The following is a 26836-nucleotide window of genomic DNA, read 5'->3' as shown; positions in this document are numbered from 1 at the left end:
GTTATGCGTAAAATCTAGAGCAGTAGGATACAGAGCGCATGTTATACCAACAGCGTGATCGCCCTGTCAAGGATGAATGAAGGAATATCTTTACTAGCGAGTCCCCCCCACCGTTAACGCATCGACTCGAAGCGTAGGTTGGCCTACACCCACTGGCACACTTTGTCCCTCTTTGCCGCAAACTCCTATTCCAGAATCCAATTTCAGGTCATTGCCAACCATACTCACCCGAGTTAATACATCAGGGCCATTGCCTATTAAAGTTGCACCTTTGACTGGATAAGCAATTTTCCCATTTTCGATCATATAGGCTTCACTAGTGGTAAATACAAATTTTCCTGAAGTAATATCGACTTGGCCACCAGCAAAATTGACTGCATAGATGCCTTTTTCTACTGAAGCGATGATTTCTTCGGGTAGGTAGTTTCCAGGTAGCATATAGGTATTCGTCATGCGCGGCATAGGCAAATGTGCGTAAGATTCACGCCGACCATTACCCGTTGATACCCCACCCATTAGGCGGGCATTGTGCTTATCTTGCAAGTAGCCTTTCAATATGCCATTTTCAATTAATATATTTTTTTGGGTTGGTGTACCTTCATCATCAATGTTTAAAGAGCCGCGTCGCCCTGGCAAAGTGCCATCATCAACCACCGTACAGCCAGGCGCCGCCACACGCTCACCTATGCGACCGGAAAACACCGAAGTTTCACGGCGATTAAAATCACCTTCTAAGCCATGACCTACTGCTTCATGTAATAAAACACCCGGCCAGCCAGAACCCAATACCACTGGGAACTCCCCTGCAGGTGCATCTTTAGCTTCAAGGTTAACCAACGCCAGGCGCACCGCCTCACGCGCATACTCTAATGCGGTTTGATTTTCTGTGAAACAAGCATAACCCAAACGTCCACCACCACCGGCAAAGCCCTGTTCACGTCGCCCCTGATTCTCGACAATCACACTGACATTCAAACGAACTAAGGGTCTCACATCGGCATTATAGGTGCCATCGCTGCCTATAATTAAGATAACCTCATAACTACCCGCAAGATTGGCATTGACTTGCACTACGCGAGGATCTAGACGTCGCGCTTCGGCATCTACCTGATGCAGAAGCTGTAGTTTTTCTTGCTCTGAAAGCGTGCCCAGTGGATTTAATAAACCGTATAATTGTTTATTAACAACAGAACTATGGCTGAGCACTCGCTGATAACCACCCTGCTGAGCTATGCTGCGCGCAGCTCCAGCTGCTTGTTCTAGAGCAGTCAGCTGTAAATCATCAGAATAAGCAAAACCGGTTTTTTCACCTGAGATGGCTCTTAACCCCATACCACAATCGATATTAAAACTACCATGTTTGACTAAACTATCTTCTAATAACCAAGATTCATGATGCGCCGTCTGCAAGTAGAGGTCAGCATAGTCAATGTTTTTACCCAATAACTTTCCCAGAATATTATCTAGTGAATTTTCGGTAAGACCTGATGGGGACAATAATGCATCATGGGCTATTTTGATTGATGGGTTCATTTAATTCTTCCCGTACATAATAAACTCCTTCGCTTGCGCTCAGGGTGACAGGCTATTCGTTGCTAAAAAAAATTTCTTCTGAAATAACATCTTAAAAATTTCAATCAATACCAAAACAAAAAATAATGACCCTAACAGCGGATCAAGCCAGGCTGGGTGGCCAGGGGTCAAGGCACGAGTGATATAATATCCCAAAAAAGTGAGTACTAAATACAAGACCAAAGAACTAACCAGCAAATATTGTTTTCTAACAATGGCCCGGCTCATGATAAAACCAATTGCCGGCGCCAGCATAAAATAACCATTACTTTCTGTTCTGGGATTGAACAATAATAAATAACAAATAGATAACACAAAGATCCACAATGCGACTTCATTTAGCGAATAACGTCTCTTTATTAAATATCCTAGACAAAAAATTCCCACTGCCAAAATAAGACGAATGACTGTTTGCAGATTTTGCGACATCACCAAACCAAATTGAGACAATGCATTGAATACTTGTGCCCAATTTCCATATGAACCTCCTTCAACTGTCATCTGAAAAGACATAATACTGTTTGTATATTGATGCCAAACATAACTAGAAGATTGTGTAAAGAAAGGCAATAGGACTAATGCCAACAAACCAACAAATAAACGCCAACCCATAGCCCAATATAATGCACCTAACATGAGCAACAATACAATTGCCGTAGGTTTCAATGCAAATGCAATCAGCAATAACCCAGCAGATTTCCACCACTGCCGCAAACTGAACTTGTATAATGCTCCTAATAGCATTCCACAAAGAACTAGATGCATTTGACCATTACGAGCTGAGGAAAATGCCAGTGGTAGAGTAATGATAGTCAGTAACAGGAAAAAAAATCCTTGTGATTTAATATACTGATAACTTGTCCCAATTCTAACCTGATTGAAAGCACTATGTTTGAGCATGCTAGCAAAACAATTTAACCCCAAAGCAAACACAGCTAATGATATAACTCGCCAACAAATTTCACTCAAAGCAAATGGTAGTAGCGCTAATGGCGTATATAATATTGCCGATTGTGGGAAATAAATAAATCCCGCACCTTTTAAAGAATATAATGGCTTTCCCTGTAACCAATGGTTGCCAGCTAACCAGTAATTTAAACTGACAGTATGGCTATTGCCGGTAGCAGTAATCAAAATACAGATGCCAATTGTGAAAATGATCCACAATAACCAAGCTAGTTTTTGTTGAGAAAATTTTTCTTCCATGTTTTAAGTTCCCACTGTATTAGGTGATGAAGTTACAGTACTAAACTGCGGTTGACTGCGTCGTTCTAAAGTGGTTAATTTTTCAATAATGGGTTTAGCCCATGAACCTTGCACGCTATAAGCATGACTGGTCATCTTGTTTACTATACCGCCAAATATTTTGTTAGCCACCCAGGCTGCTGCTCCCACGATTGGACCGCCGGCAATAGTGGCAATAACAGGTATATTAGATGTCACATAAGGGGTAATAGTCATAACCAGGTTGTAATCTTTAGCCGCCAATCCTATACGCCCTTGGGCTTCGACTTTTGCAATGGGGCCGTTTAAATAAGTATTATTAGTCGTCATATTGCCCCTAGTTATGGCAAAATCTCCCCTCATAGTATCAAAGGTAAATCCCTTTGAAAACAAGTCACTAAAATCAAGCGCCAACCGCCTTGGCAAACTCTGCAGGCTTAATAAATTCAAAATACGCCCAATTCCCATTTCCGCTTCAGTCCCCTGGCTGATATTGACAATGCGTCCTTTGTTGAAACTGAATGAAAAACTGCCGTTTAAAATTGCAGAGCTGTATTTATAGGCTGCAGCTGGCCAAGATAACGCAAAAGTGGCCGTACCTTCCCCGCTTTCAAGACTATTGGTTACTTGCCAAGATTTCAATGCTGCTCCTATATTATTACTTTTAATATTACCATTGAGGGTAGTCTGCTGGCGGTTAGCACTGCCTTGCCAACGTCCACGGGCTGAAAGATTTAAATTAGGGGTATCTAACGCTAATTTTTCAATTACCAGTGTATTGTTCTCTGGGAAAGTCACCAATGTTAGCTTACCTAAATGTCTTTGTTCATAACTAAAATCCTGGAACAATAAATTAAGCGGTGGCACCTTAGCCGGTTCTATACTTTGTGAGATTGAAGACTCACCAGGTACAAAAGTAAAGTGTTGAAAACGGCCTTGTATTTCTGTATTTTTTAAATCTTTTGGCAGTAAAATTCTGCCAGCTATCGCAGGACTATCAATTCTCAAACTCCAGGCATCAGCCATCGGGCGTGCCAGAATATTAGCCCCCAACACCTGCATACCCAAGGCATCGAGTTCAGCAATTGATAAATGAATCTGGTTTATCTGCAGAGGAAATGAGGTATTAGTGGCTGGGCTACCGTTTAAATAAGGAGTTAAAAATGGGCTGACCTCTGACCAGTCTAATCGAGCCAGTTCGCCATCAATCGTTAACCCGCCACTATTGTTAAGAGCAGCTTTAGTACTCCCAAAGCGTAAATTTCCACTTTTTAGAAAGTATTTTCCAGACTTATTGGCATCAAAACTCAGCGCTAAACTTAACTTCTTGGCTAAAGTTGCAAATAGATTCAGTTTATTTTGTTGGCTAAAATCCAACTCTACCTCTGCAGGCATCTTACTAGCAGCTGATTTCTTAATAGGATCAGGTAGATTGATGGCGACACCTTGTAAATCTGAGTCGATTATCAAACGGTTTTGGCTCTGGTCTTTATTCTTATTTAACTGCAACTGCGCTTGATATTGCATGGCTCCTGAAATGATGTTACGCAGAGAATTCACTTGGTATTTATCAATAATTGCCTTAATCATTGCATTCCCAGTCAGCTGAATTGTCGTCATGTGATGCAAAGGCTCGAGCTCTATTGATTGTACTAAAATTGCAACGGGCTGCCCTAGCCAGTTGGCCTGTAATCCTTGCGATTGTACACTACGTTCAGTGAAGTGTATTTGCCCCTGTAACTGATCCATACTGATATTCCATGCCGGTAATTTTGCCATTCCACCCGGCAAGAGCGTAATGTCGCCATCAACTTTAGGTAATTCATGCGCATTTGATGCTTCATGCAATGGCACTTCCAACTTTAAGTTCAATCGCATGGGACCCTGCATATCCAGTTGTTTCAGACCTGCTAGCGGTACTTGTAATGGACTCTTAAAAATAAAGCGCATGCAGTCACGCATATCTGCTACCACATTACCCTGCACCTCAAGTTTTCCGGTAATCAAATCGTCAATTTCACCATAGATTGAATTAACAGGTACCCCCAAAATTTTGGCGCTGGCTACTTTTACTTGCAAACGTTTACCATCCAGAAACATATCCGCGTCCATGTCTCTCGCCAATGGCCAACCGGTATGAAAACTGAAATCAAGGTGGGTAGCATGCGCTGCAATTTCAAATTGACCCGTGTGATCTTCGAATGGAAAGTGCAAAAGAGGTCCCTGCAATAGCATCTGACCTGTTATGTTTTCTCCACCCACAAATGCCTGTTCTAGCCATGCAGTCAATTTCGGTTTGAGTATAAGTGTTGGAATATATTGATGGGCTTGAACAATGTTATTGATAGAAAAACCAGTAAGTAAACGAATAATCGGATCACCCGCAGACGGAAGATATAAATCCATATCGCCTCGAAGACTGAATGCGTTGTTATTCAATGCTAAATCACTCGCTTGAACCTTCCAACCTGTATCAGTTTGTAACCACTCCACTCGACCATGGTAATTCGTCAGCCGCACTGGCTGATGAAATAGTTGTCCTATCATCACTGATAGGTTGTCACCTGCGAGTTGTACATCGCCTGTAGTAGGTGTCAAAAGTAGATGGCCACTTAAATTTTCTATTCCGGGGAATTTTTTCCAAGGTTGCAAACCTACATGCTTGAAGTCAGCGCTTGCCGATAGACTGGGTTTTTCATTAGTCTTTATGGGCAGTTCACGTCTGATAATGAGATTTTTAATTTCTCCCACAGGTTGCATGGCTTGCAATAGCGCACTGATATTCTCTGAGATTAAATCTGAATTACGCAAAAGGGCATTGAGTGGAGCTAACTCTAAAGTATCAGCTCGAAAAAGCTGCAGTTCTGGTTGAGCTGCAGGTTGTACATTTTGGATACTCAATTGTGTCAACGGCCACAGGTGATTATTGATGTTTAACTGCAATTGATCTGCCGCCAAGTCCCAGCCATTTTGATGACGTTGCCAAGCTATATTTCCGCTCACTGTATTGACATTAACCATATTCCCCGTGGCTTGTGAACGCAACAAGCCATTATTCAATGTAAATACGCTTTGTACTTGTTGTAATTGCTGATTACTCCAATTTGCCCATAGTTGCAGTTGACTTAATTTACCTTCAGTGAATGAAAATCCATTCTGTATATGATTTTTTAACCAGGGCTCAAGTTGGAGATTTTTTATATAAATATAGCCGTCGGCCTTTAGCTGACTCTTCTGCAAAAAATCACCATGCAAATTAAGCACAAAGCGCACCTGGGCAGATGAGCTTTCTACTTTTTTTACGGGCGGCGGCAATGGACAGAAATCAAAGATCCGTTTTGATATGGATAGCGCATGGAAATTTTTAGGCGGCAATGCACAAATAGTTGAGGTTTGTGCGATATTTATTTGCAGAAAATTATTCGCATGGTAAGTCGTGAGTATAGCTGGTTTTTTTTGTATAAGTGTTGCGATGCCAATCACTTGATGCTGGAAAAAGTGCTTACTTAATTTTAATTGTAAATTGGTAATGGGTAATACCAGGCCATTTTTCCCATACCAATCGACATCCATTTCATCAAGTAACACCTGCCCCTGCTCCAACATCTGCTCTAAGAAATTCTGAATATTTGAGTTACCCAATTGCTGAGGAGCAAAATGCATTCTGATGCCATTAATAGCAAAATCATTGTTTTCCAATTGATGAATGGAAAGATAAGTGCCAGATACATGAAACTCTGCAGGCGTAATTTGTTTATTAATAAGGCTGGCAAATAAATTAAGACTGATTTGAAAATGCTTTATTTTAAGCAGTTGGATTTTACGTGCGCTATCATAAATAATAATATGGTCAAAGCTAAATTGAGGATATAACCCTCTCCAGCTGGCTGCAACTTTCCCTATAGAAACTGGATGGGCAATGGCATGACCAGCCCAGGTTTCAAAATTAGAATGATAGCGATCAACATAAGGAAGTAATGAGCGTGCGATACCCAATAGGATAGCCACCAATACCAATATCGCAACAATTGCTTCTATAAAGAATTTTAGTAATTTTTTTAAAAGCATATCAGATATTGGTTAAACGCTATTCGTAAATTCTATACCGCCCCTGGTAACCTTTTAGAAGAGTATATATCACAGGCCATAATATCGCACTGATAATTCCAGGCAGCCAATAAATCCAACCTACGGAAATAGCTCCAGTGCCGGATAAGCCCCAAATCCAGAATTTGAATGCTTGAACCAGAAAAGTAAATATAAATATCAGCAATGCTTGCTGCCATATTGGGAATAAGCGAATTAATGGACAAAAACGCACAGTAAAGTAAGCAACCGCAACATAAGCCAATGCGTGCTCCCCAAGCAAAGTCCCAGTTAACACATCCATTAATAACCCCAGACAAAAAGCCACATTAACTCCCACACGCTCTGGCAGCATAAGCGACCAGTATATCAAAGCTAGCAATACCCAGTCCGGCCTAAACCAAATTGCCCAGGTGGGCAATGGAATAATTGCCAAAATCAGTGCTGCCAGGAAACTTAAGGTCACTGCGAAGAAAGTTTTCATTTGTGGTTTATCCTAATATTCATGTCCATATTTCTTCTCTCCGGTTGTCATCCTTGGCTTATATTCAAGATGACAGCCGAGAGAGAGCAGTTAATTATGTACTACGTTTCTTGCTTTTTTTAGGATGGACTTCAGGCTTTGCAGTAGTATCTGCAACAGGTAGGCTAGTATCATTGGAAACATTAGGCGGCCAAACTAAAACCACCATCCTGGATTCTTCAACATGTGCACTTGGCTTCACCGTGATTACCGCAAATCGTTGACCTGATTTTTTATTGATATCAACGATGGTTCCTACTGGATACCCAAATGGAAATCTTCCGCCTAACCCTGAAGTAACAAAAAAATCTCCACGCTGCACATCGGTAGTCGTCGGCATATGCAGCAAAGATAATTCATTAGCATACCCAGTGCCAGCCACAATAGCTCGCATGCCAGTACGATTATCTTGTACCGGTATTGCACTTCGCGCATCGGTAATCAACAATACACGGCTGGTAAATGGTCCAGTTTCTATCACCTGCCCCATGATACCATAGGCATCTAACACAGGCTGTCCGACAAATACCCCCTCTTTCTCACCTTTATCGAGGATAATCTCTTGGTTAAGAGGATCAAGGTCAGCATCCAATATCTGCGCAGCCAATACCTTGCCAGTTAAGTGGCTGGATGAACTCATGAGTTCGCGTAATTGTAAATTTTCCCGCTCCAAAGCCAATAACCGCTGCAATTTTGCCTGCAACAAAAGCTGCCGGGCACGCAGCCTGGCATTTTCCTCCATAACATCCTGCTGAGCTGAGAAACTGGTTTGCGCCCAACGAATAAATTTCATTGGTTTATCGACGATATACTGTACTGGCAAAATCAGCACAGTTAATTTGGAACGTACTACATCTAATGTGGTCATTTGATGATTTATAATCATCAAGCCCAAAGATAAAATGACCAGGATTGTGGCTCGTATCCCCAGTAAAGGTCTTCGTTTAAACAGTGGTTTAATGGCTGATACTCCTTATGACCTATAAGGCCTCTTAGACTAAAGGCTTACTCCCTGAATAAAAAATCATCGTTGAATACATGCATCATTTCTAACGCGCGTCCACCACCTCTGGCTACACAGGTCAGGGGATCGTCAGCAACAATCACAGGTAATCCAGTCTCTTCCATCAAAAGACGATCTAAATCTTTAAGCAACGCACCACCTCCCGTCAATACCATACCACGTTCTGCGATATCAGAAGAAAGCTCGGGTGGAATCTTTTCTAATGCATCTCTCACGGCAGCAACAATACCAGCCAAGGGCTCTTGCAGTGCTTCTAAAATTTCATTGCTATTCATTATAAAACTGCGTGGTACCCCTTCTGCCAGGTTACGCCCACGTACTTCAATTTCACGCACTTCATTGCTTGGGAAAGCGGCTCCAATATCCTGTTTGATACGTTCAGCTGTGGCCTCACCTATCAATGTGCCGTAATTACGACGCACATAATTGACAATCGCATCATCAAAACGATCCCCGCCAATGCGCACTGAAGCCGAGTAAACAATGCCATTCAGTGAAATAATGGCTACCTCTGTGGTGCCGCCACCAATATCTACCACCATAGAACCACTGGCTTCTTCTACTGGCAAGCCTGCTCCCATAGCTGCAGCACGCGGCTCTTCTATTAAAAACACCTCTCGCGCACCTGCGCCTAAAGCAGATTCTTTGATCGCACGGCGTTCTACCTGCGTTGAACCACAAGGCACTGAAACTAATACTCTAGGACTGGGTTTTAATATGCGGTTTTCATGCACTTTATGAATAAAATGCTGCAACATTTTTTCAGTGACAAAGAAATCAGCGATAACACCATCTTTTAAAGGACGGGTAGCTGTGATATTGGCTGGTGTACGTCCTAACATACGTTTGGCTTCGACCCCCACCGCAACCACATGGCTTTGACCGGAATGAGGATCCATACGCACCGCAACCACTGAAGGCTCGTTTAAAACTATACCTTTTTCCCTGACATATATCAGGGTATTGGCTGTCCCCAGATCAATAGAAAGGTCGTTAGAGAAAATACCGAAAAACTTTTTAAATAACATGAATATCCCATCCAGACGCGTTGAATGATTGTTTGATGATACTGCGCGGTATAAAAACGCAAGCAGATTTTTTTGCTTGCCTCAGATTTTTCTCCGGTTACCCGCAAGCCCTGAAAAGTCAAGCCGCTATTACTTTAACTGAAAACATTGGTTTCGTCGAGAAGCTCACGAATATTTTGCAGCAATTTTTCTTTCAGGGCAATTCCTCATTGTGTCAATAACTTAGATCTCTTAATGCCCCTCGCACTGATCGCTCTTGTCATTTGATTCAATCTTTCAAGGTTGATACACTATGCTCCCTTTAAAAAGGAGCATAAACCTTGTCTACCTCACATGCATCCAAAATTACTGAAATGGAAGTGAAAAAAGTAGCTCAGCTAGCACGTCTACGTATTGATGCTAAAGAAATCCATGAACATGCTTTGAGTCTTTCCAATATATTTGATCTGATTGCGCAGATTAACGCCCAAGATACCAGTGGTGTTACCCCCATGGCCTCGCCTTTTATGGAAGCGGCTTTGCAATTACGTGAAGACAAAGTCACTGAGACTAACCAGCGGGAAGTCTTACTTAAGCTGGCACCGTTAACGGAAAGTGGGTTGTATCTGGTGCCACAAGTGATCGAATGATTAAACATCTCCTTCTTCTCAATAACCTCTCCCCTTGTGGGAGAGGTCGACGCGCATAGCGCGGAGGGAGAGGGGTGGGCTTCGGTAGGCATTAACTTAATCTCTGCCTACCCAAGCTTCCCCCCTCTCCCTCCATGCTACGCCTGTCGACCTCTCCCACAAGGGGAGAGGTTCATTGAGAAGAAGATTAGTCGAACCTTTAACCCAACATTATGAAGGTCCACATGCCTCACAAAACCATCGTTGAAATCTCCCGTGATTTGGCAGCAAAAAAATATTCCAGCGTTGAATTGACACAGTCTTACCTAGATCGCATTGAAAAACTGGATAAAACACTCAATAGTTTTATTACCGTTACAGCAGAGCAGGCACTCACAGCTGCTAAAAATGCCGATCAACGCCGCGCCCAAGGTGAATCCTCCCCAGTATTGGGTATTCCCATCGCCAATAAAGATATCTTTTGCACTAAAGGGGTGCGTACCACCTGCGCTTCTAAAATGTTGGATAATTTTATATCTCCCTATGATGCCACTGTAATTGAGCGTCTTAATGCAGCCGGAGTGATTTCATTGGGGAAACTCAACATGGATGAGTTTGCGATGGGTTCATCCAATGAAACCAGCTTCTATGGCCCTGTTAGAAACCCTTGGGATCTATCGAGAGTGCCGGGAGGATCATCAGGTGGTTCAGCAGCAGCAGTCGCCGCTGGACTTGCTCCCGCTTCAACCGGAACTGATACCGGCGGTTCGGTGCGCCAACCAGCAACTTTATGCGGCATCACTGGGATTAAACCCACTTACGGCCGTGTATCGCGTTTTGGCATGATTGCTTTTGCCTCAAGCTTGGATCAAGCCGGTTTGATGACCATCACCGCCGAAGACAGCGCACTCTTGCTCAATGTTATTGCCGGCTATGATGATAAAGACTCCACCTGCATAAACTACCCAGTGCCCGATTACACTGCAGAATTAAACAATCCTTTAGCGGGACTGCGTATCGGTCTACCTAAAGAGTACTTTGGTAATGGCCTGGATGCCAATATGAGCCAATCCATTGATGCTGTGATTGCAGAATATAAAAAATTGGGGGTCACCTTTAAAGAAATCTCCCTACCCTCCACATCTTTATCAGTACCTGTGTACTATGTAGTTGCACCGGCTGAATGCTCATCCAATCTGGCGCGCTTTGACGGCGTACGCTATGGCTATCGTTGCCAGAATCCTAAAGATTTATCTGATCTTTATGAACAAACCCGTAGCGAAGGGTTTGGTGAAGAAGTGAAGCGACGCATCATGATTGGCACTTATGTGCTATCCAGCGGTTATTATGATGCTTACTATATTAAAGCCCAAAAAGTCCGCCAGCTTATCAGCCATGATTTTAATCAAGCCTTTAAAGAGGTAGATTTGATCCTTTCTCCGACTACGCCAACCCCAGCATTTAAGTTAGGCGAAAAGAATCATGACCCCGTGAGTATGTACCTTTCGGATATCTATACCATTGCCGCTAATTTGGCTGGCTTGCCTGGCATCGCTATCCCAGCTGGTTTTATCAATGGCCTGCCTATTGGAGTGCAATTATTGGGACCGCATTTTTCTGAAGCTAAGTTACTGAATGCCGCGCACCAATATCAGCAAAATACTGATTGGCATTTACAATCTCCTGAATTAACGAGCTAAACACGAGGCTTAAATCATGCAATGGGAATCCGTGATAGGACTTGAAGTCCATGTACAACTTTCAACCAAATCTAAGCTATTTTCCGGCGCCGCAACAAAATACGGTGCCGAGCCTAATACGCAAGCGTGTATTATTGACCTAGGCTTCCCCGGCGTATTGCCCACCCTTAACCGTGAAGCGGTACGTATGGCCGTTAAATTTGGTCTAAGCATCAATGCGGATATTACTCGACACTCCGTGTTCTCCCGAAAAAATTACTTTTATCCTGACCTGCCTAAAGGATATCAGATTAGCCAATTCGACTTACCCATTGTCGGTAAAGGACAATTAAAAATTATCCTAGAAGATGGCACAGAAAAATTAATCAATATTGCAAGGGCACATTTAGAAGAAGACGCGGGTAAATCATTGCACGAGGATCTGCAAGGTATGTCTGGGATCGATTTAAATCGCGCAGGCACACCCTTGTTGGAAATTGTCTCTGAACCTGAGCTACGATCAGCAAAAGAAGCCGTTGCTTATTTAAAAACATTACATGCGCTGGTGCGTTATTTAGACATCAGCGACGGCAATATGCAGGAAGGTTCTTTCCGCTGCGATGCGAATGTTTCCGTAAGACCTGTGGGACAAAGCAAATTTGGCATCCGACGAGAAATAAAAAATGTCAATTCTTTCCGCTTTGTTGAACGCGCTATCAATTATGAAATCCAACGCCAGATAGAAATTCTAGAAAGTGGTGGTCAAATTGAACAACAAACCATGTTATATGACGCTGATAAAAACGAAACTCGTCCTATGCGCAGCAAAGAAGAGGCTAATGACTATCGTTATTTCCCAGACCCCGATTTACTGCCATTAGTACTAGAGGAACAACTGATTGAATCGGTGCGCAGTACTTTGCCAGAACTCCCTTGGGAAAAAAACCAACGCTTTATCTCAGAATATGGCTTGAGTAAATATGATGCCAATATATTAGCCAGTCAGCGTGAATTAGCCAGCTATTTTGAAACGGCTGTCAAATCAGCACCTAAAGGCTCTGCCAAGTTAGTAGCTAACTGGATTATTGGCGATTTAATGGGAGCTTTGAATAAGGCGGGGTTGGACATTATCTCATGCCCCATGACTCCAGAACAGCTAAGCGGAATAGTCACACGTATTGCTGATAACACGATTTCTGGCAAAATTGCTAAGTCGGTATTTGAAGCAGTTTGGAATGGTGAGGGGGATGCCGATCAGATTATTAAAAGCAAAGGATTGGAACAAATCACTGACACAAGTGCTATTGAAAAAGCCATAGAAGATATTCTCGCTGCTAATCCCGAACAGGTCTCCCAATATCGCGCTGGAAAAGAAGCCGTGTTTGGTTTTTTTGTTGGTCAGGTGATGAAGGCTACTAAAGGCAAAGCTAATCCCGGACAAGTGAATGAGCTATTAAAGAAAAAATTGCAGTCCTAAAACAGCCTTAACCTTATTCCTTCTCCCCTTGTGGTAGAAGGTGCCCGCAAGGGCGGATGAGGGGTAAGCCTTGCAGCAGCATTTACTACATAAAGCCCATTTTCTTTTTCCCTTGTGAGAGAAGGTGTCTGATAGGGCCGATGGAGGGTTGGTTTAAGTAGCCCAAGCTACTGCAAGGCTCACCCCTCATCCACCCTGCGGGCACCTTCTACCACAAGGGGAGAAGGAAAAAAGTCAAGGGTATAATAGGAAAATGATAAAGGAAAAATCACAACTCTGGGCCCTAGCCTCAAAAAAATTAGGGGAAATTTCATCAAAATTGCCATTTTCGCCCAATCATTACACCTGGATGACTATACCCATAGCCCTTATTGGCATGGGAATGATGATTTACGGTTGGGTCTGGTGCAGTACCCTATTATTTCTCATTGCGGGCGTATGCGACCTAATTGATGGCGCACTTGCCCGACATTTAAATTGTGCTTCAAGTAAAGGTGCATTCTTAGACGGCAGTTTAGACCGCTTTATCGATTCTATTATATTGTTCAGCTATTTCTGGCTGCCCCTTGAGCTCCCCTGGTTACTCTTAGGCCAATGGATTTATATCGCCCTATTTTTTGCAATTATGCCTTCTTTTATTGTCGCCTATGCCAACCACCGTCAGGCTGTCGTTGACCCAGAAGAAAAAATTATCTGGCGTATTTTAAATCGTGGCGAAATGTTTTTTTTCATGCTGTTAATTCCTATTCTCAGCTTATATAACACCCACTGGGCAAGCGCCTTATTTATTGTTTTTATTGGACTTTCTATCCTTACCACCTTGCAGGTTTTGTTCCGAACACTACACTTGGCTGAAAAATAAATTCCATAATTCTTATTGCCTCAATTGCTGTTGCGGTCTATAATTTACAGACCGTCTGAGTTTGTAACAATCAGCTTTACCATTAACCTCATGCGAGTCCCAGAAGGACACTCCCATCTGCCTGAGGATTATGGTTAAGCCAATGAATAACAAATTTACTTAGGTATGAAGTTGCTAAAAATACCTTAAAACATGGATGTGAGACGGGAACTATATTTCAATCGATTATAACAAGGAGGTTATATCATGACACTCATTTCTATTCGCTTGCCCGAAAAAATCCTAAATGAAGCCGACTTGCATGCAAAATCTATGCGGGTGCATCGCGCCGAATACATCTGCAGAGCTATTGAATATTGGAATCAGCAAACTCATAGCCACCATAACCATGCCAAACGGCACCTCTTGAGAACCCACTTGCGTTTCAAAGAAGATAAACCACCAACACCTACTGAGCGTAGTTTACTTGATATAGATTTAAAATCTTGAGTTAATTCTTTTCTCTTTTTGACAGCAAAGCTCCTCATTGCTAGGGCCTGTCAATAATTAGCCTCCCCACTGCGTCGTCCCGCGGACAAGCCGCGGGACGACGTAGTAGAGTGCGTGTGGCGACAGCCGCTGGGGCGAAATATGAAAATATGTGTCATTTAAAAATCCGGCGACAACAACTAATTAGCCAACACGCGGATATTTAGTCGCAACATACTGGTCAATCAGCTGTATAAATTCACTAGCGATATTAGACCCGCGTAGGGTTACAGTTTTAATGCCATCAATAAAAACTGGCGCTGCCGGTTCCTCACCACTTCCAGGAAGACTAATACCGATGTTCGCATGCTTACTTTCACCGGGACCATTCACAATGCAACCCATCACCGCTAAAGTCATAGTCTCCACACCCAAATACTGCTCCCGCCATTTTGGCATTTGTTCGCGCACATAGGTTTGTATTCTCTCAGCCAGCTCACGGAAAAACTGGCTAGTGGTGCGTCCACACCCAGGACAGGCAGTCACCATAGGCGTAAATGCCCGCAATCCCATCGTTTGTAAAATCTGTTGCGATACAATCACTTCATTCACGCGTTCTGCACCTGGCTCAGGGGTTAATGACGTGCGAATGGTATCCCCAATCCCTTGTTGTAATAAAACGCCAATAGCAATACTCGAAGCGACAATGCCTTTAGATCCCATGCCTGCTTCGGTAAGCCCTAAGTGCAATGCATAATCACAGCGTTTTGCCAACTCACGGTAAACGGCAATCAGCGCCTGCACATCGCTAACTTTACAGGAAAGCACAATTTTATCACGCCCTAACCCTAGCTTTTCAGCCAATTCAGCACTCTGCAACGCTGATAATATTAATGCTTCCTCTGTCACTGATGCTGCGCTTTTCGGCTCTGGCAAGCGTGCATTTTGATTCATAAGTCCAGTTGCCAACTCCTTATCCAAACTGCCCCAATTGACGCCTATACGCACCGGTTTATCATATCTCAGCGCCATTTCTATCATGGTCGCAAATTGTTTGTCTTTTTTATTAGCAAAACCTACATTACCCGGATTAATACGGTACTTGTCTAAAGCTTCAGCGCACTCAGGATATTGGGTCAGTAAGGTATGGCCATTGTAATGAAAATCTCCAACCAGTGGCGTGTTGCAGCCAATAGCACGTAATCGATCTCGGATTCGCGCGACTTGTTTCGCTGCAGCTTCATTGTTGACTGTGATGCGTACAATTTCCGAGCCGGCATGAGCCAGTGCGGCAATTTGCTTGACGGTTGTAGTTACATCAGCGGTGTCAGTATCTGTCATGGATTGCACGACGATGGGTGAATCACCACCCATGATAATTGAACCGATTTTAACAGCTACGCTGCGTCGCTTAAGTATATCGGCCATTCTTTAAGCACCTGTAAAAAATTTATTGATTATTCAGTCTTCAAACCATCCAATTTAGCTTCATAATGATAATAATCTAGATGTTTATATAATTCTTCACGACTTTGCATATTTTTCAAAAGACTCTCTTGCGTACCTGCTTCACGCAACGTTTTATATACATTCTCTGCGGCCTTACTCATAGCGCGAAACGCTGATAATGGATATAACGCCATACTTACTCCAGCCGCACGCAACTCCTCTAATGTAAATAGAGGGGTCTTACCAAATTCGGTGATATTAGCCAAAATAGGCGCTTTGATTTTGTGTACAAATTCTCGATACTGGTCTAAGTCGGTAACTGCTTCAGCAAAAATCATATCCGCTCCAGCTTCTATATAACGATGCCCTCTTTCTATTGCAGCACTCAGCCCTTCCTTCTGTATAGCGTCAGTGCGCGCCATAATAACAAAATCCTCATCCACTTTAGCATCAACCGCCGCCTTGATTCGATCTACCATTTCTTCAACCGGGATCACATGCTTACCTGGCCTGTGTCCGCAGCGTTTGACTCCAGGTTGATCTTCAATGTGTACAGCAGCTACACCTGCCCCCTCCATAAGACGTATCGTTCTTGCGATATTAAATTCTGACCCCCAACCCGTATCGATATCAACCAATAAAGGCACCTCCGTAACCCCGGTAATACGCCGCGCATCTTCCAAAACATTATCTAAAGTCGTAATGGCGAGATCAGGCAGACCATAAGAGGCAGCAGCAACGCCTCCCCCTGACAAATAAAGCGCCCTATAACCCGCGTGCGTCGCCATCAAGGCACAATACGCATTGATAGCGCCCACGATTTGCAGGGGTTTTTCCTTATTGACTGCAATTTTAAAACGTTTACCTGGTGATTGTTCTTTCATAGTCATTACATCCTAGTTGTATACTCAATACTTTGAGTAGGTTGATATAAGTTGCATTATTTCCGCAACTCTTTGCGCAATACTTTGCCCACATTAGATTTCGGTAACTCACTGACAAACTCTATATCTTTGGGAATTTTATACCCTGTCAATTTTTCACGGCAAAAAGCGATAATTTGTTCTGCTGTAAGCAGTGGATCTTTTTTTACTACAAATGCTTTTACCGCTTCTCCAGTTAAATCATTGGCAATACCGATGACCGCGGTTTCTAAAATGCCAGGATGGCTAGTTAATACATCTTCAATTTCATTAGGATAAACATTAAATCCAGATACCAAAATCATATCTTTTTTACGGTCTACAAGATATAAAAAACCTTGTTCATCGAATTTAGCAATATCCCCGCTTTTCAACCAGCCATCTTCTGTAAATACCTTACTGGTTTCAGCTGCGTTGTTCCAATAGCCTTGCATGACCTGCGGCCCTTTAATGCACAACTCACCTGCCTGACCGACAGGTAAATCATAGCCATTATCATCCTTTATGACTACATCAGTTGAGGGTACAGGCACCCCAATGCTACCCGTAAAATGTGAAATATTGACTGGATTGATCGTGACAATTGGGCTGGCTTCAGTCAAACCATACCCTTCCAAAATTTGCACCCCAGTTAATTTATGCCACTCCACAGCAACAGATTTTAACACTGGCGCGCCGCCGGTAATGACTAATTTTAAACTATTAAATGACAATTTTCTAAATTCTGCGCGATGCATTAAAGCATTAAAAAGTGTATTAATACCTACCATGACCTCATAACGAGTCCGAGCTAATTCCTTAATAAACGCCTTCAGATCACGAGGATTCGTAATTAGGCTCGCTTTACAGCCTAATCTTAAGAAACTTAAGGCACAAACGGTCAATGAAAATATATGATACAGCGGCAATGGCACTATAACCGTATCCTTCCCCTTATTAATGATGCTGCCCGCATTAACGAAGGTTATGGCCTGCATGACATTAGCCAACATATTGCCGTGGGTTAAAATTGCAGCTTTAGGAACTCCGGTTGTTCCTCCGGTATATTGCAAATAGGCAATATTTTGATGGTTAAGGATTACTTTATGAAAAATATGACCTTTACCTATGGCCATCACTTGTTTAAAACGAATGCAGTGCTCCAATTGATATGACGGAACTAATTTTTTTATATGCCTAACGAAAAAATTAACCAAATGTGATTTAAATCCCCCCAACAAATCCCCTATCCCGGTAACAATAACGTGTTTTAAGGGTGTTTGTGGCAGAGCCTTTTGAACCGTATGGGCAAAATTTTCCATCACGATAATCGTTGTAGCTCCTGAATCCGCCAACTGATGTGACAGTTCAAGCGCGGTATACAAGGGATTGACATTCACGACTATCATACCTGCGCGTAATATACCGAACATAGCTACGTAATATTGCATCACATTAGGTAACATAATCGCCACCCTGTCCCCCAAACACAGCTGCAATTCATGTTGAAGATAAGCGGCAAAGTGTTGTGATAATAAGTCCAACTCAGCAAAGCTAAGTTGTGAACCCAAATTACTTAATGCAGGCGCATCCTTAAATTCAGCACAGGATTTTTCAAATAAATCGGCCAAAGAACTATAGGCCTTTATATCTACTTCCGCCGCTATATCTTGCGGATATTGTTTCAACCAGATTTTTTCAGACATAAAGTTCCCGCTTGTGTTTAGCCAATTGATTAAGGCAGAATACCGAACTCAAATGCTGGCAACTACTCACCCCTTTTAAAAAAGGAGACCAGCAGTTACCTTAATAGTTCTATTATCTTGATTTTAAAGTAAAAGTAAAGTCACTCTTTAGAAGGTCAGTCACTTATGCAATCTTCAAGTTCCGCTGCAAGATCGAATATGGCGTTTGAACTCAAAGGCAGCTTGTTTACACTCACCGTACTGCATTTACTCAGCGTAGACTTAAATGTCTTTATTGCCCAATTACGCAAACACGCGCAAAAAACTCCAAATTTGTTTAAGAACATGCCATTAGTTATTGATTTACAAAGAGTAAATCAATGCGCAGATAATATAGATTTTGTCAACATGCAACATCAACTACGCCAGCATGGTTTAATTCCAGTCGGCATACGACACGGCAACGAAAGTCAAAATCATGCTGCACAAGCAGCAGGCCTAGCTTTGCTTTCCAGTCAATCCACGAGCGGCAACAACCTCAAAGCAAAGACCAAAATTTCTCAGGATAAACCTACAACCGACACTGCACCCCATACCCTGCTCATCACTAAACCCGTGCGTTCTGGACAGCAGGTTTATGCGCGCAATGCAAATTTGGTGGTGCTTTCCACCGTAAGTCATGGGGCAGAATTATTGGCCGATGGCTATATCCATGTGTATGGAAATCTCCAAGGCCGCGCATTGGCTGGCATAACAGGCGATAAAACTGCCCGCATTCTTTGCCTGCGGCTAGAAGCCGAGCTAGTTTCTATTGCTGGGTATTATAAACTGCGCGATGATATACCCAATATTGAAATGCCAGTTACGCAAATTTATTTACAAGGTGAGCAAATTCACATAGACGGTATTGCTGGCAAAATTTAAACAGCTCTCCCTTTTCAATTTTAAAAATCCAGAGTAGAATTGCGCAAAAAACGTAATAGCTCATTCTAAAAAAGGCTGAGTGATTACTCAAAATATTTATTCTGGACGTTTTTTTGTTTACTCAAAGGAAAATTCACTTGGCTAAAATTATTGTTGTCACCTCGGGCAAAGGCGGTGTTGGTAAAACAACTACCAGCGCAGCTTTTGGCACTGGCCTCGCTTTACGCGGATTTAAAACCGTCATTATCGATTTTGATGTGGGTCTGCGAAACCTAGATTTAATTATGGGTTGTGAACGTCGCGTGGTTTATGATTTTGTTAATGTGATTAATGGCGAAGCTAAACTTAACCAAGCTTTAATCAAAGATAAGCATACAGAAAATCTCTATATTCTACCTGCCTCGCAAACCCGCGATAAAGATGCGCTTAAACCGGAAGGGGTACAAGAAATTCTAGAAACACTTAAACAGGAATACGATTATATTGTCTGTGATTCTCCCGCTGGCATAGAGCGTGGTGCGCATATGGCGATGTATCATGCCGATAGCGCCATCATTGTCACTAATCCAGAAGTGTCCTCAGTACGTGATTCAGATCGCATTTTAGGGTTACTATCTAGCAAAACCAAACGTGCGGAAGAAGGTTTAGAACCTCCGAAAGAACATCTTTTAATTACCCGCTACTCACCACAGCGTGTAGAAAATGGTGACATGATTAGCGTTGAAACTGTACAAGAAATATTATCAGTGCCTTTATTAGGGGTTATACCAGAATCGCAAGCTGTTTTACGCGCTTCTAACTCCGGCATCCCGGTAATCATGGATAAACAAAGTGACGCCGGACGCGCCTATGAAGATGCTGTAAGCCGATTTTTAGGCGAAGAGGTACCACATCGTTTCCTCAAAATCGAAAAAAAGGGATTTTTACGCCGCCTTTTTGGCAGCAAATCGACGACGGAGACTAGCCCGGCATGAGCTTAATAGATTATCTGAAAACCAGACTTAACCGCCCCAATACAGCGCAAATTGCTAAAGAACGCTTACAGATTATCGTAGCCCATGAGCGCATACAGCGAAAAAATGGCGTGGTCGACCTACAGCAATTACAGCAAAAACTGATTACTGTGATTGCCGAGTATTTGCATATTGATAAAAATCAGGTTAACGTTGAGTTGCAAAGGGATGCTAACCGTTCAGTGTTAGAGCTCAATGTGACATTGCCGGATCAGTCCTAAGCCCTTGGCTGTCATCCTTCGCTACGCCTAGGATGACAGCCAATACCAAGATTAAAACCTTCTCCATGAACAACACTTCACCATCCTTTACAAAATTCGTAGCCATCCTTCGCTCACCTTGGTTCCTACTATTAGTCATCGCTTTTTGTACTATCAGCTACTTTTACATCGACAAACACCTAGCAATATCCGTCAGGTATTCAATCAGCACTCACACCTTTGTCATTGCTGATAAACTGGCTAAATTTGGCAAAGGCAATATCTATTTTATTACACTACCCTTATTGTTTTTACTCTTTAAATTTATCATGAAAAATCCAGAATATGCTAAAAAATGCATGTTCTTAATTACAGCTATTGCTATACCCAGTCTACTATCCATTGTCATAAAAATTATTTTAGGTAGAGCCCGCCCCAAATTATTATTCGATGATAATTTATATGGTTTTAACTTATTTCATATGAAAGCGGCTTACCTGTCCTTTCCTTCAGGTCATAGTATCTTTATTACTGCGCTGATGATGGGATTAGCATTTTTATTCACCCGTTATTGGGTAGTATTTGCGAGTATTTTTTTACTAATCAGCTTTAGTCGCGTAGTGGTCAGCGCACATTACTTAAGCGATGTGATTGGCGGCATGTACATATCAATTTTAGTTGTATCCTGGTTATATGATAAATTTTTTCTATCCCCATTGCAGGCAGTACCCAGCGAACTTCCGCACCAAAATAACTCCGGTGTCTAGTATTAAATATTGTCCTTTTAAACCTAGTAAGGTTCCCTCGACAACAGGATTTTTATCTAAGTCAAAAGTAGTTATTTTTTTAGGATATTCCAGTATAGGATAGTGAATGCGTGTAGCTTCTTCCGATGACACAAACTGGATATCATCTGAAAAACGCTCTAAAATCGGACTAAGCTTAGATTTTGCCAAAGTCAATAGTTCTTCACGTTTGCTAGTCAAGTTTTGTATACTGTTTTCAGATTTCAACATAGCACGCCAATTCGTTTTATCGGCAACATATTGTTTGATCGCAACCTCCACCAAACCTGACTGATAACGATTCTGTACTCGCGCAATCACCAAACCTTGGCTCGCACCCTGATCGATCCATCGAGAAGGTATGTGCGAATTACGGGTAATACCCACTTTTATGCCTGAAGAATTTGCTAGATAGACCGCATGCTCTTTTCCACAATGCGCATGCGCCCAATCATCGTTATTACACACACCTTCATAAAAACGGCATTTCTCAGGATGTATATTACAAAGATTACATTCATTTAAACGCTTAAAACAAGGAAAGCAAAAACCTTGCTGAAAGCTTTTGCTAATTTTTCTATCACATTGAATACAACGTATTTCACCGGTAAATCGGAAACGTATTTTTTCCCCCAATAAAGAATTAGCTAAAATTTTTTCTTCACCCAAGTGGAAATGATAAGTAACTGGGTTAGTTAATTCCACAGACATTTTTGTAATCTTGCCAGTTAAAAAACTCATGGTGTGAATCTCAGTGTATGCTTTTATTCATCACAAAAAAAGATTGCCATTACTGCTGCCATGCGCAACAATGTTATATTATCTACTTTTGAAGGGAGTCATCCGTGAATCTAACTTATAAAAATAAATATCTAGCAGTTGGCGCTTACGTTAGTATAGTGATGCTACTATGTAGCTGTAGTTTTTCACATAAAGCACAAGGAGAAGAACCTGACCAGTTAACCTTATTCTGTGAAAACCTCAAGCAAGATATTATCTTAAATGATGGCCTAAGCAGCATGAATCCTAACGGACCCTCTCCGACTGACGCGGCTTCTTATTACAAACAATATGACCAGCATAACTGTGATGATGTGATTGCTGGTAAGAAGAAAGCTGTTAAAGTTACGAGCTAAAACAAGTTCTATCAAACTATTAAAGTTAGGATATATTTTCATACCGATTGCCAACCACCAAATATACCAAATATACGGGTTGACAAACCTTCTAACTCCCCTTAAATTGTCAGCCTCGCCGAGATGGTGGAATTGGTAGACACGCAAGTTTCAGGTACTTGTGGGGGAAACCCTGTGGAGGTTCGAGTCCTCTTCTCGGCACCAATTTAAGATACTGTCCTGCCCGCTTCATCAGGCAGCAGAAAAAATCTTTCCTTGTAATACCTTAATTCTGCAATCGAATCATAAATATCCCCCAAAGCTAAGTGGCGAGATTCCTTCTTTACCCCCTGCAAAATCTGCGGAAACCAATGCTGCGCTAAAATTTTAATCGAACTGACATCCAAGTTACGATAATGGAAATATTGCTCTAATTTAGGCATCCATCGATATAAAAAACGACGATCCTGACAGATGCTACTGCCACACATAGGAGATTTTCCCGGAGGTACATGATGCATCAAAAACTCAATCGTCTCAGCCTGAGCCTGCTCTACAGTCACATGACTGGCTTTAATCTTTGCAACAAGACCAGATTTGGTATGCTGATTCGTATTCCATTCGTCCATAGTCTCTAAAACTGAATCCGGCTGATGAATAACAAAATTAGGGCCTTCAGCTACAGTATTTAATTGAGAATCAGTGACTACCGTTGCAATTTCAATAATATGATCGCGGTCTGGGTTTAATCCTGTCATTTCAAGATCTATCCAGATTAAATGATCGCGTCTTGGATTCATGTTTTGACTTTCCTCAGTGGTTGGAGTTAAATTGTATCCTTAGTTAATTAAAAAACCTAATATCTTATTCAATAACTGGGGTGTTCGGAAGACTATGGATGATCCACCTTTAGCCTCCACCCTGACTGGGCAGGCCACTGAAATTGACAACCCTGATGATATTTTAGCCACCGTCACTCAAGATGCGTTAACCTGGATAGGCAGTCAATCTTATTTTGAACTCCCAGATAAAATTCAAAAAAAATTAGCCACTGACTATTTAGCCCATTATTTTTCGCCCTGGAAAGACACACATCTCCTCAATACCCCTGATGAAATAAAAGAGCAAACACAAAATACGATAGATAAATTACTAAAATCGCCAGGCTTTGCTGCAAACGGGCGCCTCCATAGCAAAACCTGGGTAGAGAAAATTGCCGCTAATGCCGATTTAAGCACTTTTCCTAACCTTTCTAAAAAAGCTATTACTATTCATGATGCGGATGTACGCCTCTTACCAACCCTTGAACCCACTTTTACTGAGTGGCTATCTAAAAATAATGGTTATCCATTTGATAACCTGCAGAATTCTTTGATTGCGGCAAATACCCCTATAGCTGTATTGCATGTATCGCGTGATGGCGCATGGTACCTCATCTTCAGCGGCGCTTGCTCCGGCTGGATCAAAAGCCAAGACATTGCCTTTGTCAATCGAAGTTATATTAAAACTTGGGAGACTCATGAATACTTCGCTCCCAGCAAAAGTTACCTGGCTGCATTCGTCCACACTGACCTACCCCCACTCAATGCACGTATTGGTAACTTATATCCTATACAGCACCGACTTGTTAAAAGCTATGATATCCCAATTGCCGTCAGTAATAGTAATCACCGAGCCGTCACCAAACTTTTGCACGTAGAAAAACAACAGCTTAATCTTTTTCCCTTGAAACTTACGCTCCATAATATAGCGCTAGTAGCCAATGAATTACTTGGCAACCCTTATGGCTGGGGAGGTATTTATGGTTTCCGTGATTGCTCATCTACCCTGATGGATTTAATGGCGCCTTTTGGTATCTGGTTACCCAGAAATTCAGGAGAACAGTGCCGGATTGGACAGGTAATCAATTTAGCTGATATGGCTGATGCTGAAAAAGAGAGCTATATCATTCACAACGCCATTCCTTTTTTGACCTTAATTCATCTTCCAGGCCATATCGCTTTATATATTGGCGCAGAGAATAATCAAGCCTACTTATTACATGCTGTCTGGCATTTTGGGGGGACGGTAATTACTCCCCTTAATCTTAAGAAGAAAACCAGCGCTAGCTTGCTTACCCAGGTGGATAGTATGACGAATTTAGTCGATAGGGATAAATTGAATTATAAAAAAAAGGTAACTATTCGCCCTTAAAAAAATAATATGAAGCATTATGCGCACACTAGTGTCCGGTAAAACTCTATATCCCCTCTCCCACAAGGGGCGAGGGGGTACAGAGTTTTACCGGACACTAGTGGCGCGCGGGAATGGCAGTATTTTTTATAGGGTGAATAGTTACGAAAAAACCTAGTTAAAACTAGATATTAATTAAAGATTCGCCTAATATTACGGCTTGGAGTTTGAGTTTTCTCTACACTAAGCATGCAGAGTAAAATCCAGGCGATACCTGGACTCTCAGGTATCTTTAAAAGGTTCACAAAAACCAAGAGGGAAGTGACCGATGATTATTGTTGGAATAATTTTTATCATTATCGCCTATTTAGTTGGTTCTTTATCAAGCGCCATATTAGTATGCAAGGCAATGAGTTTACCTGACCCCCGAACTGAAGGCTCTGGTAATGCCGGCGCGACGAATGTGCTACGCATTGCTGGCAAATTGCCTGCAATACTGACACTGGTTGGAGACCTACTTAAAGGTTTTCTGCCCGTATTAATCGCTTACCTTTTAGGGGCATGGGGTTTTATGCTGGCTTTAGTTGCGCTGGCTGCAGTGGTAGGACACATCTTCCCGCTATTCTTCAAATTCCAGGGCGGTAAAGGCGTTGCAACGCTGTTTGGCGGAATGTTAGTACTCTCCTTTCCAATTGCCCTCATTTCACTCATCGTATGGATCGTAGTCGTTGCCATTTCTCGCTATATTTCCCTTGCCTCTCTGGTTGCTGTGGTATTAGGCACTCTTTTGGTGCTCTTTTTCCACACAGTTTATTTTCTGCCAATATTAATTGCAGCTATATTGATAATCTGGCGACATATGGAAAATATTCAACGCTTGAAGGCTGGAACAGAGAATAAGTTTAATTGGTAAATGATGATCTAGGGTACACACATCCATAAGCTTCTAAGCTAAGGATTAGCACTGTAGCTCCCTCTCCCGCGAATAGGTTCAGAGTTCTTTCAAACTCTTTTCGCGGGAGAGGGGGCTACAGCGCTAATCCTTAGCTTAGAAGCGCGCATGAAAGATGTGTGCATACCATAGAGGTGATACAAGAGAAGATATAATGCGGCAAAAATACTTATGGCAAGCTATCCAATTCCTTCTTCGCCTGAGGTAAGAGGTGACTTCGATTCAACCCTAGACTAATCGCCAAAGAACCTGCCACATAAATCGATGAATAGGTACCAATGATAATACCTATAATCAATGCCAGAGAAAATCCATGCAATGTTGCCCCACCAAAAATGAACAGCGCAACCACCACCAATAAAGTTAACCCTGAAGTCATGATAGTACGAGATAAAGTCTGATTAATGGATAAATTCATAACCTCTGTGGGCGTGCCTTTACGCACACGTCGGAAATTCTCACGTACCCGGTCATACACCACAATCGTGTCATTCAGCGAATAACCAATTATCGTCAATACCGCCGCTAAAGAAATTAAATCAAACTGCAAATGGAAAAAAGAAAAAATTCCTAAAATCAAAATTGGGTCATGTATCAATGCAACTGCGGCACTAATAGCAAAGCGCATCTCAAAACGAAAGGCAATATAGGCCATCGTTGCCAACAATGACACCAGAATCGCCAACAGTCCATTCGTCACGAGGCTTCTACCCACCTGAGGTCCAATATATTCAATTTGCTGTACTTTGGCTCCCGGTAATGCTGCCGTTAATTTATCTCGCAGCGCCTGTTCTGTAAATTCTTTGTGCGGCGGAATACGAATCAATACATCACGCGACGTTCCATAAGATTGCACTTGCGCTTGGTCAAAACCAGCCTTAACTAAATTCTGGCGAATCGCATTAAAATCAGCAGCCTGTGGATATTGTAATTCAATCTGAGTACCGCCAGTAAAATCCAGGCCAAAATTGAGGTGGTTCGCCGCCAGAGAAACAATAGAAGCTATGAATAGTATCGCAGAAAACAACGCCGCCCATTTGCGTTGTCCCATAAAATCAATTTTGGTATTGGCTTTAAAAAATTCCATT

The 26836-nt window shown here is 42.2% G+C and carries 24 protein-coding genes and 1 tRNA gene; 13 read left to right on the top strand and 12 right to left on the bottom strand.

All coding sequences use genetic code 11. From position 1 onward, the window contains the following. Window positions 1-93: 93 nt before the first annotated feature. The 6 genes from tldD to VHE99_04855 form a co-directional block, all read right to left on the bottom strand. Window positions 94-1533, bottom strand: coding sequence for a metalloprotease TldD (gene tldD, locus VHE99_04880; GenBank protein ID HVV68356.1), 1440 nt, complete (start codon window positions 1531-1533; stop codon window positions 94-96). A gap of 39 nt (window positions 1534-1572) precedes the next feature. Continuing rightward, window positions 1573-2778 carry a glycosyltransferase family 87 protein gene (locus tag VHE99_04875; protein ID HVV68355.1) on the bottom strand — a complete coding sequence of 402 codons (1206 nt, stop codon included), beginning with the start codon at window positions 2776-2778 and terminating at the stop codon, window positions 1573-1575. A gap of 3 nt (window positions 2779-2781) precedes the next feature. After that, entirely contained in the window at window positions 2782-6864 is a 4083-nt protein-coding gene (locus tag VHE99_04870; protein HVV68354.1) for a YhdP family protein, read from the bottom strand. Window positions 6865-6883: 19 nt separating this feature from the next. After that, window positions 6884-7366, bottom strand: coding sequence for a rod shape-determining protein MreD (gene mreD / locus VHE99_04865; protein HVV68353.1), 483 nt, complete (start codon window positions 7364-7366; stop codon window positions 6884-6886). A gap of 94 nt (window positions 7367-7460) precedes the next feature. Beyond that, window positions 7461-8357: a rod shape-determining protein MreC gene (gene mreC, locus VHE99_04860; GenBank protein HVV68352.1), complete on the bottom strand. Its 897-nt coding sequence runs from the start codon at window positions 8355-8357 to the stop codon at window positions 7461-7463. 53 nt (window positions 8358-8410) lie between these two features. After that, window positions 8411-9457, bottom strand: a complete 1047-nt coding sequence (locus VHE99_04855; protein HVV68351.1) for a rod shape-determining protein — start codon at window positions 9455-9457, stop codon at window positions 8411-8413. 320 nt (window positions 9458-9777) lie between these two features. On the opposite strand from VHE99_04855, the gene gatC reads away from it, so the two are divergent. The 5 genes from gatC (at window position 9778) to VHE99_04830 (ending at window position 14572) form a co-directional block, all read left to right on the top strand. Next, a complete protein-coding gene (gatC, locus tag VHE99_04850) occupies window positions 9778-10086 on the top strand; it encodes an Asp-tRNA(Asn)/Glu-tRNA(Gln) amidotransferase subunit GatC (protein ID HVV68350.1) in 309 nt (102 codons plus the stop codon). Window positions 10087-10310: 224 nt separating this feature from the next. Continuing rightward, window positions 10311-11765, top strand: a complete 1455-nt coding sequence (gene gatA / locus VHE99_04845) for an Asp-tRNA(Asn)/Glu-tRNA(Gln) amidotransferase subunit GatA (GenBank protein HVV68349.1) — start codon at window positions 10311-10313, stop codon at window positions 11763-11765. 16 nt (window positions 11766-11781) lie between these two features. Then, the gene (gene gatB / locus VHE99_04840) at window positions 11782-13221 is read left to right on the top strand and encodes an Asp-tRNA(Asn)/Glu-tRNA(Gln) amidotransferase subunit GatB (protein HVV68348.1); all 1440 of its coding nucleotides are present in this window, start codon (window positions 11782-11784) and stop codon (window positions 13219-13221) included. A 253-nt stretch (window positions 13222-13474) separates the two neighbouring features. Beyond that, complete coding sequence (locus VHE99_04835) at window positions 13475-14083, top strand: CDP-alcohol phosphatidyltransferase family protein (GenBank protein ID HVV68347.1); 609 nt, start codon at window positions 13475-13477, stop codon at window positions 14081-14083. Window positions 14084-14329: 246 nt separating this feature from the next. Then, the gene (locus VHE99_04830) at window positions 14330-14572 is read left to right on the top strand and encodes a hypothetical protein (protein ID HVV68346.1); all 243 of its coding nucleotides are present in this window, start codon (window positions 14330-14332) and stop codon (window positions 14570-14572) included. A gap of 183 nt (window positions 14573-14755) precedes the next feature. Here the strand turns inward: VHE99_04830 and ispG are convergent, their stop codons facing one another. From ispG to VHE99_04815, 3 genes are read right to left on the bottom strand one after another with little or no spacing between them, the layout of a single operon-like run. Further along, window positions 14756-15979 carry a flavodoxin-dependent (E)-4-hydroxy-3-methylbut-2-enyl-diphosphate synthase gene (gene ispG, locus VHE99_04825; GenBank protein ID HVV68345.1) on the bottom strand — a complete coding sequence of 408 codons (1224 nt, stop codon included), beginning with the start codon at window positions 15977-15979 and terminating at the stop codon, window positions 14756-14758. A 29-nt stretch (window positions 15980-16008) separates the two neighbouring features. Beyond that, a complete protein-coding gene (gene prpB / locus VHE99_04820) occupies window positions 16009-16884 on the bottom strand; it encodes a methylisocitrate lyase (protein ID HVV68344.1) in 876 nt (291 codons plus the stop codon). 56 nt (window positions 16885-16940) lie between these two features. Next, complete coding sequence (locus VHE99_04815; GenBank protein HVV68343.1) at window positions 16941-18608, bottom strand: AMP-binding protein; 1668 nt, start codon at window positions 18606-18608, stop codon at window positions 16941-16943. Window positions 18609-18773: 165 nt separating this feature from the next. Here VHE99_04815 and minC point away from each other — a divergent pair, with 165 nt between their 5' ends. The 4 genes from minC (at window position 18774) to VHE99_04795 (ending at window position 21491) form a co-directional block, all read left to right on the top strand. Then, window positions 18774-19511 carry a septum site-determining protein MinC gene (gene minC, locus VHE99_04810; protein ID HVV68342.1) on the top strand — a complete coding sequence of 246 codons (738 nt, stop codon included), beginning with the start codon at window positions 18774-18776 and terminating at the stop codon, window positions 19509-19511. Between the two features lie 137 nt (window positions 19512-19648). After that, the gene (minD, locus tag VHE99_04805; protein ID HVV68341.1) at window positions 19649-20485 is read left to right on the top strand and encodes a septum site-determining protein MinD; all 837 of its coding nucleotides are present in this window, start codon (window positions 19649-19651) and stop codon (window positions 20483-20485) included. Next, window positions 20482-20745: a cell division topological specificity factor MinE gene (gene minE / locus VHE99_04800; GenBank protein ID HVV68340.1), complete on the top strand. Its 264-nt coding sequence runs from the start codon at window positions 20482-20484 to the stop codon at window positions 20743-20745. The genes minD and minE overlap by 4 nt, the downstream gene beginning before the upstream one ends. Before the next feature lie 65 nt (window positions 20746-20810). Continuing rightward, window positions 20811-21491: a phosphatase PAP2 family protein gene (locus tag VHE99_04795; protein ID HVV68339.1), complete on the top strand. Its 681-nt coding sequence runs from the start codon at window positions 20811-20813 to the stop codon at window positions 21489-21491. On the opposite strand, the gene VHE99_04790 is transcribed toward VHE99_04795, so the two are convergent. Beyond that, on the bottom strand, window positions 21432-22250 hold the full coding sequence (locus tag VHE99_04790) for a DUF2797 domain-containing protein (protein ID HVV68338.1): 819 nt from the start codon (window positions 22248-22250) through the stop codon (window positions 21432-21434). The two genes, VHE99_04795 and VHE99_04790, sit on opposite strands and share 60 nt — an antisense overlap. A 104-nt stretch (window positions 22251-22354) precedes the next feature. Between VHE99_04790 and VHE99_04785 the strand changes: the two genes are divergently transcribed. Further along, window positions 22355-22645, top strand: a complete 291-nt coding sequence (locus VHE99_04785; GenBank protein HVV68337.1) for a hypothetical protein — start codon at window positions 22355-22357, stop codon at window positions 22643-22645. Between the two features lie 117 nt (window positions 22646-22762). Further along, window positions 22763-22849, top strand: a tRNA-Leu gene (locus VHE99_04780). A gap of 2 nt (window positions 22850-22851) precedes the next feature. Here VHE99_04780 and orn read toward each other — a convergent pair. Beyond that, window positions 22852-23424: an oligoribonuclease gene (gene orn / locus VHE99_04775; protein ID HVV68336.1), complete on the bottom strand. Its 573-nt coding sequence runs from the start codon at window positions 23422-23424 to the stop codon at window positions 22852-22854. Between the two features lie 94 nt (window positions 23425-23518). Here orn and VHE99_04770 point away from each other — a divergent pair, with 94 nt between their 5' ends. After that, a complete protein-coding gene (locus VHE99_04770; GenBank protein HVV68335.1) occupies window positions 23519-24817 on the top strand; it encodes an SH3 domain-containing protein in 1299 nt (432 codons plus the stop codon). A 313-nt stretch (window positions 24818-25130) separates the two neighbouring features. After that, window positions 25131-25709 (top strand): glycerol-3-phosphate 1-O-acyltransferase PlsY, encoded by a 579-nt coding sequence (gene plsY / locus VHE99_04765; GenBank protein ID HVV68334.1) that lies wholly within the window; start codon window positions 25131-25133, stop codon window positions 25707-25709. Between the two features lie 208 nt (window positions 25710-25917). Here plsY and secF read toward each other — a convergent pair whose 3' ends face one another. Next, entirely contained in the window at window positions 25918-26835 is a 918-nt protein-coding gene (gene secF / locus VHE99_04760; GenBank protein HVV68333.1) for a protein translocase subunit SecF, read from the bottom strand. Window position 26836: the final 1 nt, after the last annotated feature.

This window comes from Gammaproteobacteria bacterium (assembly GCA_035546635.1).
GTDB lineage: Bacteria > Pseudomonadota > Gammaproteobacteria > JAURND01 > JAURND01 > DASZWJ01.
This window is presented reverse-complemented; position numbering and strand designations above follow the sequence as displayed.